Source organism: Acinetobacter sp. YH12255, from assembly GCF_013417355.1.
In the GTDB taxonomy this organism is placed as follows: Bacteria; Pseudomonadota; Gammaproteobacteria; order Pseudomonadales; family Moraxellaceae; genus Acinetobacter; species Acinetobacter pseudolwoffii.
In genome coordinates this window covers 24,058-39,590 of the sequence record NZ_VPEC01000021.1, presented here as the reverse complement: position 1 = coordinate 39,590, position 15,533 = coordinate 24,058, and the positions used below count along the sequence as shown (strand labels likewise).

The 15,533-nt window shown below is 46.0% G+C and carries 11 protein-coding genes; 9 read left to right on the top strand and 2 right to left on the bottom strand.

Translation table 11 applies throughout. The features are described from left to right. Positions 1–31: 31 nt before the first annotated feature. Positions 32–2,869, bottom strand: coding sequence for a ribonucleoside-diphosphate reductase subunit alpha (locus tag FTV30_RS10125; RefSeq protein ID WP_100355592.1), 2,838 nt, complete (start codon positions 2,867–2,869; stop codon positions 32–34). A gap of 566 nt (positions 2,870–3,435) precedes the next feature. Between FTV30_RS10125 and bfmR the strand changes: the two genes are divergently transcribed. Together bfmR and bfmS are read left to right on the top strand one after the other, a co-directional pair. Continuing rightward, positions 3,436–4,152 (top strand): response regulator transcription factor BfmR, encoded by a 717-nt coding sequence (gene bfmR / locus FTV30_RS10120; RefSeq protein ID WP_005097931.1) that lies wholly within the window; start codon positions 3,436–3,438, stop codon positions 4,150–4,152. A gap of 42 nt (positions 4,153–4,194) precedes the next feature. Next, positions 4,195–5,862, top strand: coding sequence for a sensor histidine kinase BfmS (gene bfmS / locus FTV30_RS10115; protein WP_005097929.1), 1,668 nt, complete (start codon positions 4,195–4,197; stop codon positions 5,860–5,862). 69 nt (positions 5,863–5,931) lie between these two features. Here bfmS and FTV30_RS10110 read toward each other — a convergent pair whose 3' ends face one another. Continuing rightward, the gene (locus FTV30_RS10110) at positions 5,932–6,288 is read right to left on the bottom strand and encodes a hypothetical protein (RefSeq protein WP_100329152.1); all 357 of its coding nucleotides are present in this window, start codon (positions 6,286–6,288) and stop codon (positions 5,932–5,934) included. A gap of 572 nt (positions 6,289–6,860) precedes the next feature. Here FTV30_RS10110 and ndhC point away from each other — a divergent pair. The 7 genes from ndhC to nuoH all read left to right on the top strand — a co-directional run bounded on the left by ndhC (position 6,861) and on the right by nuoH (position 15,524). Next, on the top strand, positions 6,861–7,406 hold the full coding sequence (gene ndhC, locus FTV30_RS10105) for an NADH-quinone oxidoreductase subunit A (protein ID WP_005097926.1): 546 nt from the start codon (positions 6,861–6,863) through the stop codon (positions 7,404–7,406). Positions 7,407–7,412: 6 nt separating this feature from the next. After that, positions 7,413–8,093, top strand: coding sequence for an NADH-quinone oxidoreductase subunit B family protein (locus FTV30_RS10100; protein ID WP_005097925.1), 681 nt, complete (start codon positions 7,413–7,415; stop codon positions 8,091–8,093). Between the two features lie 90 nt (positions 8,094–8,183). Beyond that, complete coding sequence (gene nuoC, locus FTV30_RS10095) at positions 8,184–9,971, top strand: NADH-quinone oxidoreductase subunit C/D (protein ID WP_005097924.1); 1,788 nt, start codon at positions 8,184–8,186, stop codon at positions 9,969–9,971. A gap of 14 nt (positions 9,972–9,985) precedes the next feature. After that, positions 9,986–10,495, top strand: coding sequence for an NADH-quinone oxidoreductase subunit NuoE (gene nuoE / locus FTV30_RS10090; protein ID WP_004280775.1), 510 nt, complete (start codon positions 9,986–9,988; stop codon positions 10,493–10,495). After that, on the top strand, positions 10,492–11,823 hold the full coding sequence (gene nuoF / locus FTV30_RS10085) for an NADH-quinone oxidoreductase subunit NuoF (RefSeq protein ID WP_005097923.1): 1,332 nt from the start codon (positions 10,492–10,494) through the stop codon (positions 11,821–11,823). The genes nuoE and nuoF overlap by 4 nt, the downstream gene beginning before the upstream one ends. A gap of 11 nt (positions 11,824–11,834) precedes the next feature. Next, positions 11,835–14,513, top strand: coding sequence for an NADH-quinone oxidoreductase subunit NuoG (gene nuoG / locus FTV30_RS10080; RefSeq protein ID WP_180001531.1), 2,679 nt, complete (start codon positions 11,835–11,837; stop codon positions 14,511–14,513). Between the two features lie 3 nt (positions 14,514–14,516). Beyond that, positions 14,517–15,524: an NADH-quinone oxidoreductase subunit NuoH gene (nuoH, locus tag FTV30_RS10075; protein ID WP_005097920.1), complete on the top strand. Its 1,008-nt coding sequence runs from the start codon at positions 14,517–14,519 to the stop codon at positions 15,522–15,524. Positions 15,525–15,533 lie beyond the last annotated feature (9 nt).

The following is a 15,533-nucleotide window of genomic DNA, read 5'->3' as shown; positions in this document are numbered from 1 at the left end:
TTTGGAGGGGTTAGGGGAGGTCAAGCGAAGCTTATTGACAAGCTTCACAATCAGGATTGTCAATTGAACATGCCATTGGCACTGGAGCTGCTTGCGCAAAACCTTCTTCCTCTACAGAAGCCTCAGGTTTTTGTGCTTCAACGACAGGAGCTGCTGCTACAACAGGAGCCGCAACAGTTGCAGGTTTAACTGCATTCAATGCGCCAGTGTTGATTGTAGATTTCTCAGCAGAAGTCGCACCCAATGCACGTAGGTAATAAGTCGTCTTAAGACCACGTAACCAGGCCATCTTATAAGTGATGTCCAGTTTTTTACCATTTGCACCAGCGATGTAAAGGTTCAGAGACTGAGCCTGATCGATCCATTTTTGACGACGTGACGCAGCATCTACGATCCAACGTGTATCTACTTCAAATGCAGTCGCGAAGATGGCTTTAAGCTCTTCAGGAATACGGGAAATCTTCTGTACAGAGCCTTCGAAATGTTTCAGGTCGTTGACCATTACTGCATCCCAAAGGTCACGTTCTTTCAACGCACGTACCAGGTACGGGTTAATCACGGTGAACTCGCCAGACAGATTCGATTTCACATACAAGTTCTGGAAAGTAGGCTCAATCGATTGAGACACGCCACAAATGTTAGAAATCGTTGCAGTTGGCGCAATCGCCATCACGTTTGAGTTACGCATACCGTCTTTTTGAACTTTGGCACGTAAAGTGTCCCAATCCAAACGTTGAGTGCGGTCAACTTCGAACATACGTTCAGGACGTGTTTTTGCAACCAGATCCAGTGAGTCGATTGGTAAAATACCCTGATCCCACAATGAACCTTTAAATGTCTCATAGGTACCACGTTCAACAGCCAAATCACTTGAAGTTGAAATCGCGTAGTACGAAATCACTTCCATTGATTCATCAGCAAACTCAACCGCAGCATCAGAACCATACGCCAGGTTCATTTCGTATAAAGCATCCTGGAAGCCCATGATACCCATACCGACTGGACGATGTTTCAGGTTTGAATTACGTGCTTGTGGAACAGCGTAGTAGTTGATGTCAATCACGTTGTCGAGCATACGCACAGCAGTTTTTACTGTACGTGCCAGTTTTTCGCGATCCAGTACACCGCCTTGCACGTGTTGAACCAGGTTAATCGAACCTAAGTTACATACCGCGATTTCTTCTTTGCTGGTGTTCAACGTAATTTCGGTACACAGGTTAGAAGAGTGCACTACACCAACGTGTTGTTGCGGTGAACGTAAGTTACATACGTCTTTGAATGTGATCCACGGGTGACCCGTTTCAAACAACATCGACAGCATTTTGCGCCACAAATCTTTTGCACGGATTTTCTTGTGCAGCATGTTTGTTTCTTTGGCAATACCTTCGTAGTAAGCATAACGCTCAGCGAATTCTGCACCGGTCAAATCATGTAGATCTGGGGTTTCAGAAGGTGTGAACAATGTCCATTCCGCATCTTCGAATACACGTTGCATGAACAGGTCAGGAACCCAGTTCGCTGTGTTCATGTCATGGGTGCGACGACGGTCATCACCGGTGTTTTTACGAAGTTCCAGGAATTCTTCAATGTCCAGGTGCCAGGTTTCAAGATATGCACAAACTGCACCTTTACGCTTGCCACCTTGGTTGACCGCAACAGCCGTATCATTCGCGACTTTAAGGAATGGAACTACACCTTGCGACTTACCATTGGTGCCTTTGATGTAAGAGTTTAAAGCACGCACTGGTGTCCAGTCGTTACCCAAACCGCCTGCCCATTTAGACAACATGGCGTTATCACGCATTGCGCCATAAATATCATACAGGTCATCATCAATGGTGGTTAAGTAGCAGCTCGACAATTGTGGACGAAGCGTACCTGAGTTAAACAGGGTAGGCGTCGATGCCATATAGTCGAAGCTAGACAACAAGTTATAGAACTCGATGGCACGTTCTTCACGGTTTTCTTCATTGAGCGACAAGCCCATAGATACACGCATAAAGAACAATTGCGGCAATTCGAAACGTACGCCATCGGAATGGATGAAGTAGCGGTCAAATAAAGTCTGTAGACCTAGGTAGGTAAACTGGTTTGAGCGTTCTGGTTGAATCGCCGCTGCCAGTTTCGCCAGATCAAAGTTAAGCAGTTCTGGTGAAATAAGCTCAAGCTCAATCCCTTTTTTCAGGAAAGTTTCAAGTGCTTCACCTTCATGCGTATCCGTAGGCAGACCCAGGAATTTCAAACCAGTCGCCACCAGATCATCACGCAACAAACGTGCGGTCACATAGGTGTAGTTCGGCTCTTGCTCGATCCGGGTACGGGTGGCCATCATCATGGTGGTGGAGATGTCAGACTCTTTTACACCGTTGTACAGGTTTTTCACGGTCTCATCGACAATGGCTTGTACATCAATTCCTTCAAGGCCTTCTGCTGCTTTAGTAACATGCGCAGTTAAAGCACTTAAATCAAGTGGCTTAAGTTGGCCTTCAGCATCGGTAATTTGCAGGGTCGGGTGATGGTGTGCACCTAACTGTTTACGTGCTTCAGAACGTTGTTCACGGTAAATGACATAAGAGCGTGCAACTTTCTGTTCGCCCGTACGCATTAGCGCAAGTTCAACTTGGTCTTGAATTTCTTCGATATGAATCGTTCCGCCAGAAGGTAAACGACGTTTAAAGGTATTCAGTACCATTTCCGTCAGTTGCTCGATACGATCATGGATTCGGCTCGAGTCAGCGCTTTGCTGGCCTTCAACCGCCAAAAACGCTTTACCAATTGCGACAGAAATTTTTTCTGCATCAAAAGCGGCAACATCACCGGTGCGTTTAATCACCTGAAGTTGACCAGGAGTTGAAGTGATTACGCTCATGTTAGCATAGCTCCATTGTCATCTATTTTTATGTTTATGGACCGTTTGAACTGGGCAAGTTTCATGCACAGTGTTTGAGGAATAAACACAAGACCTAGTGGTTTTAAAATTAATTGAACACAAGATACGGGAAAATTTAGGGTAGATCAATATTGACATTTAGCTAAATATTTTTCTTAAGTTTTGCTTTAATCCTTGTAAAAATATCGCTATTTTTATTGATTTTTGTATAAGCCTTATCAGGCAAGGCATAGCATAACAAAGTCCCGGGAAAGTGCTTATAGATAACATTGTGGATAACTAAAAAGTGCTGAATCAAGCAGTCATATTTTGTTCATGTAATAGTTGTGTAAATCACAAATCAGATCTAAATCACTGTTTCAAGCATAGTTGCCCAAAAAATGCACGATAAAATATTACAAAATGCTATCTTGATGTATCAGTTTGGTGAACGCTATCTTGTTTACAATGTAAACGTGTGTATATTGCAAGCATATTAAAAACGTATCTATTGGATTTCAAAAGGATACGCCTATAGCGTAGATCCACCAAATAAGGGGCAATACATGAGCCAAGAAGAAAAGTTACCCAAGATTTTAATTGTTGAAGATGATGAGCGTCTTGCTCGTTTAACGCAAGAATACCTCATTCGTAATGGACTTGAGGTTGGGGTGGAGCCGGATGGTAACCGTGCCATTCGCCGGATTATCGCTGAGCAGCCAGATATGGTGGTGCTGGATGTGATGTTACCAGGAGCGGATGGTTTGACCATTTGTCGTGAAGTGCGCCCGCATTATCATCAACCGATCTTGATGTTGACTGCGCGTACTGAGGACATGGATCAGGTCTTGGGTCTGGAAATGGGTGCCGATGACTATGTCGCTAAACCGGTACAACCACGTGTATTGCTGGCACGTATTCGTGCATTACTGCGTCGTACGGACAAGGTGCCTGAAGATGAAGTGGCACAGCGTATCGAATTTGATGATCTGGTCATCGACAATGGTGGTCGTTCAGTTACTTTAAATGGTGATCTGGTTGATTTTACCAGTGCGGAATATGACCTGTTGTGGTTGCTTGCATCAAATGCTGGCCGTATTCTTTCCCGCGAAGATATTTTCGAGCGTTTACGTGGCATCGAATATGATGGTCAGGATCGTTCAATCGATGTGCGTATTTCGCGTATCCGTCCAAAAATTGGTGACGATCCAGAGAATCCGAAGCGTATTAAAACCGTGCGTAGTAAAGGTTATCTATTCGTTAAAGAAACTAATGGTATTTAAGCAAATGTACGTTGTTGCTTGAACGAGCAGGATAAACTATAGGTGTTTAAACACAGTATATTTTTGCGTATATACGCAGGACTCGTCATCCTTGTCGTGTTGGTGGCTGTGTTCGGCTATCTGTTGGTACAGATTATCAACTATCAGCGTGCGCAAGAATATCGTGAGTCTCTGACTGATGGTATGGCCTATATCATCAGTGAGGGTGTCGCGCGCCAGCCAAATCTTCAGCAAAAGATGGATTGGGTTTCCGATGCTTCTGATTTGCTGGAATTGCCAATTCACTATGTAGAAGCCAGCAAGGTGGATATCACCCGTGCTGAAGGTCGCCGTATTGCAGATCGTAAAGCCGTGGTGCGCTGGGATGCCAAAACCGGCATTGCCTATATTGTGGTGGGGCTGCGCGATGACCCGAATCATTACCTGTATATAAAGGCAGACAGTATTACCGAGCGCCAGATGAAGGCGCTGCCGGTCTTTATTCTGGACTATCTGGTCTATTATCCAGGTCAGGAAAAAGAATATCTGTCCGCTATTCAGGATCATTTTTCTTATCCGGTATCGATTGAAAACGTACAGAGCTTACCTTTAGATTCCGAGCAGATCGGGCGCTTGCGTCTTGATCACAGTATTATCCTGTATCGGGATAGTGCCTCAATCCGTGGCACCACCATTTCAATTATTTCGCCAATTCCAGGTTCGACCTCACAAGTCTTGGTGATGGGGCCGGTGCCATTGTTTAACTGGATGCCATTCCAGTTAGCGACTGGTATTACCTTATTGAGCCTGTTTGTGCTGAGTCTGGGGGTGTATGGTTTGCTGGTGCCAATGCAGCGCAAGTTGCGTGAAGTCAGCTATGCCTTAAACAAAATGAAAACCGGTAATATGTCATTGCGTCTTCCTGTAGAAGGAAGTGACGAAATGGCAACGCTGGCCTCTAGCTTTAACAATATGTCTGATCATATTCAGCGCCTGATTGAAGCCCAGCGTGAACTGATGCGTGCGGTGTCGCATGAACTTCGTACACCGGTGGCGCGGATTCGTTTTGGTGTGGAAATGATGGCAGATGAAGATGATTACGATTATCGTCTGCAACAGGTCGAACAGATTGATAAAGATATTGAAGCACTGAATACCCTGATTGACGAGATCATGACCTATGCCAAGCTAGAACAGGGCATGCCTTCGATCGAGTTTGAAAAGGTCAATCTGTTTGAAGTGCTGAATCAGGTAGCTCTGGAAACTGAAGCATTAAAAACCCAGAAAATCATTGAGCTACATTCAATGCCTGATGTGGTGGTTGAGGCAGAACGCCGTTATCTGCATCGCGTAATTCAGAATCTGGTCGGCAATGCGGTACGTTATTGCGACAATAAGGTGCTGATCAGTGGTGGTCTGGATCAGGATGGTCAGGCTTATGTCTCTGTTGAAGATGATGGCCCGGGAATTCCGGAAGTGGATCGTGCCCGGGTCTTTGAAGCCTTTGCCCGGCTGGATGACAGCCGCACCCGTGCTTCGGGTGGCTATGGTTTGGGTTTATCCATTGTCAGCCGGATTGCGTACTGGTTTGGTGGCAAGATTCATGTGGATCAAAGTCCGAGCTTGGGTGGTGCGCGCTTTATCATGAGCTGGCCTGCACAGCGTTATGTAAAGAAGAGCAAGCGCAAGTTGGCAGAAAAGACTGAGGAAATCAGTGATCATTCAGCTTGATGTTATATAAATGCTTTTGAGTTATAAAAAAACGATGCCTGAGCATCGTTTTTTTATTGGGGAAGAATTTTATTCCTGAATGGTGGCATCCGGCTCAATCAATGGTTTGCCTTCTTTTAGGCCATGCAGGGCTTCAGGATTGAAGTCGATCATTAGCTTGGTATTTTTTCCATCAATGCTATAGCGCTGGATCAGCCTCTGATCACCAGATAAAGTTTCTACTTTGTATTCATCGGCAATATTCATGATGCCATCCAGATTAATGCTGGAAGAGGCATGATCCTCTTGAAACAGTGCATGGATATCGCGCAAGTCAAAAGCGACCTGACTTATATTGGGGTGTTTCTGGACATAATCTTGGATATGTCGCACCAGTAACTGGGCAAATAAAAAATAATTCGGCTTATGCGAGAAGCGTAGAGACATGCAAGGACTCCTTATTGTTACTTTATTAATGTCATTATGTGGCTTAGAAATACAAATAACATATTCTGAATCAGTCTGTTGGGTGTGTTGCAAAAAGATACAATTGCTTGCCTTGAGTGAGGTTGGGCTTAAAGTGCTTTAATCCAAGTTAAAATGTGAAAATCATGTTAAATATCAAATTAAATCAAAAGCTTTATCCGCTGAAAGTTATGGATAGAATAAGTTTTTGTCTGATTTTTCTTTGCTTTGGTCGTGAAAGGGGCTATATCTAAGCCAGAGGCCAAACAAGAATGATCTGAAATGGATTTATTTTTCAGGAATACTGTTTATAGAAAAATTAATAGAAAATTAAAACTTAATCCAATAAAACGATTAAATCGGATGTTGAGAGATCAAACGCAAATTAAATGCTGAAATGCCTAAAAAATCATCCCAAAGACTAAGGCTTATAAACTAGCAAGTGAAATCCAAAATCAGGTACAATTGGCGGGATTAATTTTGTGTTTGGTGTATTTGAAGGCCAATACATACATTCTTTGTTAACAAATAGGCCTGCCAGGAGTTATCCCCGCATGAGTGCTATTACTCCATACGAATGGGCAATTATTGCCTTCGTGATCGGCGTTACATTTTTATGCGTCTTTATGCTGACCGTCCCATTACTCCTCGGGGGTAAATCATGGGGCCGTGCCAAGCAGGAGCAGTTTGAGTCAGGTGTTGTTGGTGCAGGTGGGGCTCGTATCCGCTTGTCTGCAAAGTTCTATTTAGTTGCAATTTTCTTCGTGGTGTTTGATTTAGAAGCACTTTATCTATATGCATGGGCGGTTTCTGTTCGTGAAGTAGGTTGGATTGGTTTTGCAACTGCAGCTATCTTTATTTTAGTTTTACTTGTTGGTTTGGTTTACGAATTATCCACAGGCGCACTCAACTGGGCACCTTCAGACAAACGTAAAGCCGCAGGAATTAAAGCTAAGATTGGTTCGCCAAATATGGATCTAGCAGAAATTACGCGCTTTAACTCAATTGAAGAATTGGTAATCGACCCTACAGGTCAAATCCCAGCTCAATCCTCTGGTCGTGTGAAAAGCTCACCGGCTAAATCATCTGATAAGGAGTAAGACGGGATGAAATATACATTAACCCGTGCGAATCCGGATGCTGATCAATATCCACTTCAAGAGCGTATCCTTGTAGAAGATCCGTTACTTGAAGAAGAAGTGAATAAAAATGTATTCATGACTCGTTTAGAGGATGTGGTACATACAGCAGTCAACTGGGGTCGTAAAAACTCAGTTTGGCCGTTTAACTTTGGTACATCATGCTGCTATGTAGAGTATGCGACGACCTTAACCGGTGTGCATGACTTGTCACGTTTTGGTGCCGAGGTGATTCGTGCTTCACCGCGTCAGGCGGATTTAATGATTGTGGCGGGTACCTGCTTTGTGAAAATGGCGCCTGTCATTCAACGTTTGTATGAACAGATGCTTGAACCGAAATGGGTCATTTCAATGGGTGCATGTGCCAACTCAGGTGGGATGTACGACATTTATTCAGTGGTACAAGGTGTGGATAAAATCATCCCGGTCGATGTTTATGTTCCCGGCTGCCCACCACGTCCTGAAGCTTTGATTCAGGCATTAATGCTGTTGCAAGACCAGATTCAACTCGAGCGTCGTCCGCTTTCTGCGGTGATCGGTGATGATCTTAAGCCAGTGTATAAGCCAAAGATGATGCCGGAACGTGACCGTAAGAAAGATCAGCGTGTTGCTGTGAAGAACTTGCGCTCTATGGATGAAATTAAATAATTTAAACGACTGGTCTTTTTTGCTGCACCCGCTATGGGTGTAATTGTCGTTTAGGTTGACTGAATTTGTATTAAATAGGAAGCCAAGCCAATGGCTGAAACTGACATTGCTATGCCAGAATCAACACCAGTTGATTCACGCCCAGCATTTGCCATCATTGAAGAACTCAAAACCAAATTTGGTGAGAACTTCTATGTGCAAACGACTTTCGAGGATTTCCCGACAGTCTGGGTTGAGCGCGCACGTGTACAAGAAGTTTTAATGTTCTTGCGTACAGTATCACGTCCTTACGTGATGTTGTTCGACTTGTCTGCGGTAGATGAGCGTCTGCGTACGCACCGCGACGGTTTACCTGCGTCTGACTTCACAGTGTTCTACCACTTGTTGTCGCTCGAGCGTAATACTGACATTCGTATTAAGGTTGCCTTAGCTGAAAGTGATCTGAATCTTCCGACGGCAACCAACATCTGGCCAAATGCCAACTGGTACGAACGTGAAGCTTACGATATGTTTGGGATCAATTTCGAAGGGCATCCAATGCTCCGTCGTATCTTGTTGCCAACCTATTGGGAAGGTCATCCGCTACGTAAAGAATATTCTGCACGTGCGACTGAATATACCCCGTATTTGCAAGACAAGGCCAAGCAGGACTACGAACAGGAACATCTGCGTTTCGTGCCTGAAGATTGGGGTATGAAGCGCGGTAATGCCGATGAAGACTTCATGTTCCTGAACTTGGGGCCTAACCATCCATCTGCGCACGGTGCATTCCGTGTGATTTTGCAGTTGGACGGCGAAGAAGTGAAAGACTGTGTGCCTGATATCGGTTATCACCACCGTGGTGTGGAAAAGATGGCTGAACGTCAAACCTGGCATTCATTCATTCCGTATACAGACCGTGTCGATTACTTGGGTGGTTGTGCACAAAACATGCCTTATGTGATGGGCGTGGAGCAAATGGCGGGCATTACTGTACCGGACCGTGCGCAATGTATCCGTGTGATGATGTCGGAATTGTTCCGTATCAATAACCACTTGTTGTTTATTGGTACTGCAATTCAGGATGCCGGCGGTATGACCCCAGTATTCTATATGTTCGCTGACCGTCAAAAGATTTATGACGCGATTGAAGCGATCACGGGTTACCGTATGCACCCAGCTTGGTTCCGTATTGGCGGTACTGCGCACGACCTTCCAAACAACTGGCAGCACCTCATTCGCGAAATCCTCGACTGGATGCCGAAGCGTATGAATGAATACTACACAGCTGCATTACGCAACTCTGTATTCATGGGTCGTACACAAGGTGTAGCGCAATATGACGCTAAATCTGCATTGGCTTGGGGTGTAACCGGTACTGGTCTTCGTGCAACAGGTATTGACTTTGACGTTCGTAAATATCGTCCGTATAGCGGCTACGAAAATTACGATTTCGAGGTTCCTTTAGAGTACGAAGGCGATGCTTATGCACGTGTCATGGTTCACTTCCGTGAAATCGAAGAATCACTGAAAATCGTCAAGCAATGTCTAGACAACATGCCGTCTGGTGCGTACAAAGCAGACCATCCACTGGCTGTTCCACCACCAAAAGACAAGACATTACAAGATATTGAAACCTTGATTACGCACTTCTTAAGCGTATCTTGGGGTCCTGTAATGCCGGCAGGTGAAGCATCTGTGATGGCGGAAGTGGTGAAAGGTGCGTCGAACTACTACTTGACTTCAGACAAGTCAACCATGAGTTACCGTACCCGTATTCGTACACCAACCTTCACGCATTTACAGCAAATGCCTTCTGTGATTAACGGCAGCCTCATGTCTGACTTAATCATTTATTTAGCGACCATTGACGTCGTAATGGCTGACGTGGATCGCTAAGGGGTAAACGCATTATGATGATTTTGACTGATAAAAAGCCACGTGTGAACGTTGAAGGAATTTTGACTGCGGACGAAATTCACGATATCGAACATCACATGGGGCACTATCCATACCCACGTGCGGCATGTCTGGACGCGCTAAAGTGTGTACAACGCCGTAATGGCTGGGTAGATGATGCGCAAATGAATGCCATCGCGCAAATGCTGAGCATGAGCGTTGCAGATCTGGAAGGTGTGGCAACCTTCTATAACCGTATTTACCGTCAGCCGGTCGGTCGTCACGTAATTTTGTTATGTGATTCGATTGCGTGCTTCTTGATGGGTGCGGAAACTTTGGCAGAAGCATTCCAGCGCGAATTAGGCATTCAGTTTGGTCAAACGACTGCAGATGGTCGTTTTACCTTGCTGCCAATTTGCTGCCTGGGCAACTGTGACAAAGGTCCAACCTTAATGATTGATGAAGACACGCACGGTCTGGTTGAAGTGACTTCGGTGAAACAGCTGTTGGAGAAGTATGTATGAATACTGAACCAAAACCAATTTATGGCGACGGTAACCCGGAAACGCATCCACTCACATGGCGTTTAAGCAAACAAGCGAACGTACGTAATGCAGATGATTACGAAGCGCTCGAAGGTTATGCAGGCTTTAAAAAAGCCCTGTCGATGTCGCCTAAAGATGTATTGGACGTGGTGAAGGCAGCGACTGTTAAAGGTCGTGGTGGTGCAGGCTTCCCGGCAGGCATCAAATGGTCACTGATGGCGCCAAATGACAATTCAGGTCCACGTTACCTGATTTGTAATGCCGATGAGATGGAACCAGGTACCTTCAAAGACCGTTTGTTGATGGAAGATCTTCCACATCAACTGATCGAAGGGATGCTGATCGCGGGTTATACGCTTGAAGCAACCCATGGTTATATCTTTATCCGTGGCGAGTACATCGAAGCGGCTCAGTACTTAAATGAAGCGCTTGAGCAAGTTCGTGCCAAAGGTTACTTAGGGGATAACATTCTGGGTACTGGCTGGAACTTCGAGTTACACGTGCATACCGGTGCAGGTCGTTATATCTGTGGTGAAGAAACTGCATTGATTAACTCGCTTGAAGGCCGTCGTGCCAACCCGCGTACCAAACCGCCATTCCCGCAAGTTGCAGGTGCTTGGGGTCGTCCTACGATTGTTAACAACGTAGAGACCTACAACAACTTACCCGCCATCATGCTGCGTGGCCCTGAATGGTATATCGGCTTGTCTGCGGGCAAATCGAAAGATCCAGGTACCAAAATCTATGGTGCATCAGGTAAAGTGAAATTCCCGGGTCTATGGGAATTGCCTTTTGGTACGACTGCGCGTGAAGTGATTGAAGATCACGCGGGTGGTATGCGCGATGGTTTAACGCTGAAAGCATGGTTACCGGGTGGTGCATCAACGGACTTCCTGGCGGCCGAGCATATCGATCTTCCGATGGATGCGGAAAGCATCATGAAAGCAGGTTCTCGTTTGGGAACATGTCTGCTCATGGTGGTTGATGAAACCCAATGTATGGTTTCAGCAACACGTAACCTAGAAGAATTCTTTGCACGCGAATCATGTGGTTTCTGTACCCCTTGCCGTGATGGCTTGCCTTGGGCAGTGAAAGCGTTAAAAGCGCTGGAAAATGGCACAGGTAAACAGGAAGATATCGATCACTTACAAGAGTTAACGCGTAAGCTTTGGATCGGTAAAACTTTCTGTGCCCACGCACCGGGTGCAATGGAACCGCTCATGGGCGCACTCAAACATTTCCGTGGCGAATTTGAAGCGAAGGTGGTGAATGCCGCTGCTCAAGTTAGCTCCGTAGAACAAGCTTAAGGAATTCGACTATGGCTACAATTCATGTCGATGGCAAATCGTATGAAGTCAACGGCTCGGAAAACTTGCTACAAGCATGTTTGAGTCTTGGCATTGATATCCCATACTTTTGTTGGCATCCGTCCTTAGGTTCTGTCGGTTCTTGCCGTCAATGTGCCGTGACTCAATACGCGAATCCGGAAGATACCCGTGGTCGTTTGGTCATGTCATGTATGACGCCTGCATCTGACAATACCTACATCTCGATTGAAGACAAAGAAGCAAAAGATTTCCGTGCTTCGATTGTTGAATTCTTGATGACCAACCACCCGCACGACTGTCCGGTCTGTGAAGAGGGTGGTCACTGTCATTTACAAGATATGACCGTAATGACGCAGCATGACCGTCGTCGCTACCGTTTCACCAAACGTACCCATTACAACCAAGAGCTTGGCTCATTCATTTCTCACGAAATGAACCGTTGTATCGCCTGTTACCGTTGTGTGCGTTATTACAAAGACTATGCAGGTGGTACGGACTTCGGCGTGTATGCCAACGCATCACGTGTGTATTTCGGTCGTCCAGAATCAGGCACTTTAGAATCTGAATTCTCGGGTAACCTGACTGAAGTTTGTCCAACAGGTGTATTTACCGATAAAACTCATTCGGCACGTTATAACCGTAAATGGGACATGCAATATGCGCCAAGCGTATGCCAAGGCTGTTCTTCAGGTTGTAACATTTCTCCGGGTGAGCGTTATGGTGAACTTCGCCGTGTCGAAAACCGTTTCAATGGTGAAGTTAACCAATACTTCCTATGCGATAAAGGCCGTTTCGGTACAGGTTATGTGAACCGCGAAGACCGTCCGCGTCAGCCACAATTCCGTAAAGGTGCGACTGTAGAAACTGTTTCAGTAGATGCAGCACTTGATACGGTCATTGCAAATATCCAGGACAAAAAAGTTTTGGGGATTGGTTCACCGCGTGCATCACTTGAATCAAACTTCGCGCTGCGTGAGTTGGTGGGTCAAGAGAACTTCTCAACAGGTTTATCTCAAAAAGAGCAAAATCTGGTTGAACTTGCAGCTTCAATCATGCAAACCGAGGGTGTTTACAACCCGAATATGCGTGAAATTGAAAGCTATGATGCAGTTCTGATCTTAGGTGAAGATTTAACCCAAACTGCGCCTCGTATGGCTTTATCTGTTCGCCAAGCTGCGAAAAATAAAGGCAAAGAGATGGCAGCGGAACGTCGTACCCAGGAATGGCTGGCTGAGCCGGTACAACGTATTGCTCAAGATGCGAAATCTCCGATTTACATCCTGGCTGCGACACAAACCCGTTTGTCTGACGTAGCGGAAGGCGAAGTGGTTGCTTCTCCAAACGACATCGCGCGTTTAGGTTTTGCTGTTGCTGCGGGCGTGAAGGGTGAAGCAATTCTCGGTTTAGATGACGATGCGAAAGCATTTGCACAAACGATTGCCGACACCTTAAAAGCTGCGAAGAAACCACTGATCATCTCTGGTACAAGCCTACAAGACGCAACCATCATGGAAGCTGCTGCACAAGTTGCACAAAATCTGGGTAATGCAGGCTTGACCTTGACAGTTCCTGAAGTGAACTCGATGGGTATGGCAATCTTCGGTGGTCAAAGCTTAGAGCAAGCCTTTGCACAAGATTATGATGCAGTGATCGTGGTTGAAAACGATCTGTATCGTCGTCTACCTGCTGCACAAGTGGATGCTGCACTTTCAGGCAAAGACGTGATTGTTTTAGATCACTCTGAAACTGAAACAGTGAAAAAAGCCGACATCGTGCTTTCTGCTGCAAGCTTTGCTGAAGGTGATGGTACGGTGGTATCGCAAGAAGGCCGTGCACAACGTTTCTACCAAGTGTATGACCCGAGCTACTACAATCCTGAATTGGCAATCAAAGAATCTTGGCGCTGGTTACACGCTCTGGAAACAGGCGTGAAAGGCAAAGCGATTTCTTGGACGTTGCTGGATGATGTGATCGAGTCAGTTGCGAAAAACGTACCTGCACTTGAAGGCATTCTGGATGTTGCGCCTGATGCGGGCTTCCGTGTCCATGGTCTTAAAGTAGCACGTGAACCACGTCGTTACTCAGGTCGTACTTCGATGCGCGCGCCATTGTCTGTCCATGAGCCAAAACAGCCAGTGGACAAAGACTCTGCATTAACCTTCTCGATGGAAGGTTATGTCGGAACTCAAACACCTTCAGCACTGGTACCATTTGCATGGTCTGCCGGCTGGAACTCGCCGCAAGCCTGGAACAAATTCCAGGACAATGTCGGCGGTCATTTGAAAGGTGGTGATTCAGGCGTTCGTTTATTCGACCGTTTGGCAAAACTTCCGGCACGTACCTTTGTTGCACCGGCACCTGTTTTGGTTAATGCTGAAAGCTTCCGCCTAGTTCCAATGCACCATATCTTTGGTTCAGGTGAATTCACCGTAAAAACACCGGCAATGGAAACACGTATTCCTGAAGCGGTATTTGCGGTCGGTGAACAGGATGCAGCCCGCTTGAATGTTCAAGATGGTCAAACAATGACAGTAAAAGCAGGCGAGACCTCTATTGTTCTGCCTGTACAAGTCATTGAATACTTACCGACAGGTTATATTGGCTACCCAATCGGTCTTGCACCGACGGTATCTCTGGCAGAGCCTGTTTCAGTCGCGGTTGGAGTGTAATTCATGGAACAAGAATTAATCCGTCAAACGCCGTTGTGGGCTGAAAACTGGCCAATCGCCTATTCAGTCATTCAAGCGATCGTGATCTTACTGGTTGTGGTATTGATCGCTGCGTTGATGTCTTTTATTGAACGCCGTTTACTCGGCTTGTGGCAAGACCGTTACGGTCCGAACCGTGTCGGTCCGGGCGGTATGTTCCAGATTGTTGCCGACATGCTGAAAATCATGTTCAAGGAAGACTGGACACCAAAATTTGCTGACAAACTGACTTTTCGTATGGCGCCAGCAGTTGCGATGGCAACTGCGGTGCTGTCGTTCATGGTTATTCCTGTTTCACCTTATCTAGGTGTGGCAGACATGAGCATCGGCCTGTTGTTCTTTATGGCAATGGCAGGTATTGCAGTCTATGCAGTACTGTTCGGTGGCTGGTCATCCAACAACAAATACGCCTTACTCGGTGGTTTACGTTCTGCGGCTCAGACCATTTCTTATGAAGTGTTCCTGGGGATCTCGCTGATGGGTGTGGTGGCAATTGCCGGCTCATTCAACATGCGTGAAATCGTTGAAGCACAACGTGATGTCTGGTTCGTGGTGCCTCAGTTCCTTGGCTTCCTGATCTTCGTGGTTGCGGGTGTTGCGGTGACGCATCGTCATCCATTTGACCAACCAGAAGCAGAACAAGAACTGGCTGAAGGTTACCATGTCGAATACGGCGGCATGAAGTGGGGGATGTTCTTCGTTGCGGAATACGTCAACGTAGTACTAATCTCTGCTTTAATCGTGACGTTATTCTTCGGTGGCTGGCTCGCGCCATTCAACCTTGAAATTCCGTTCCTTCCAGCAGCATTCTGGTTCATTATCAAAACAGCATTCTTTGTAATGATGTTCGTGTTGGCACGTGGTTCATTAATGCGTCCACGTTATGACCAGGTAATGAATTTTGGTTGGAAAATTTGCTTGCCATTAGCTCTAGTCAACCTGTTGGTGACTGGTGCCGTGATCTTGTGGTAAGGGCAGGGA

Bases quoted from the DNA above. Each gene is read 5' to 3' on its own strand.
- nuoG (WP_180001531.1), top strand. From the start codon at position 11,835: ATGGCTACAATTCATGTCGATGGCAAATCGTATGAAGTCAACGGCTCG.
- nuoC (WP_005097924.1), top strand. From the start codon at position 8,184: ATGGCTGAAACTGACATTGCTATGCCAGAATCAACACCAGTTGATTCA.
- bfmR (WP_005097931.1), top strand. From the start codon at position 3,436: ATGAGCCAAGAAGAAAAGTTACCCAAGATTTTAATTGTTGAAGATGAT.
- nuoF (WP_005097923.1), top strand. From the start codon at position 10,492: ATGAATACTGAACCAAAACCAATTTATGGCGACGGTAACCCGGAAACG.
- FTV30_RS10110 (WP_100329152.1), bottom strand. From the start codon at position 6,288: ATGTCTCTACGCTTCTCGCATAAGCCGAATTATTTTTTATTTGCCCAG.
- FTV30_RS10125 (WP_100355592.1), bottom strand. From the start codon at position 2,869: ATGAGCGTAATCACTTCAACTCCTGGTCAACTTCAGGTGATTAAACGC.
- ndhC (WP_005097926.1), top strand. From the start codon at position 6,861: ATGAGTGCTATTACTCCATACGAATGGGCAATTATTGCCTTCGTGATC.
- FTV30_RS10100 (WP_005097925.1), top strand. From the start codon at position 7,413: ATGAAATATACATTAACCCGTGCGAATCCGGATGCTGATCAATATCCA.
- nuoH (WP_005097920.1), top strand. From the start codon at position 14,517: ATGGAACAAGAATTAATCCGTCAAACGCCGTTGTGGGCTGAAAACTGG.
- nuoE (WP_004280775.1), top strand. From the start codon at position 9,986: ATGATGATTTTGACTGATAAAAAGCCACGTGTGAACGTTGAAGGAATT.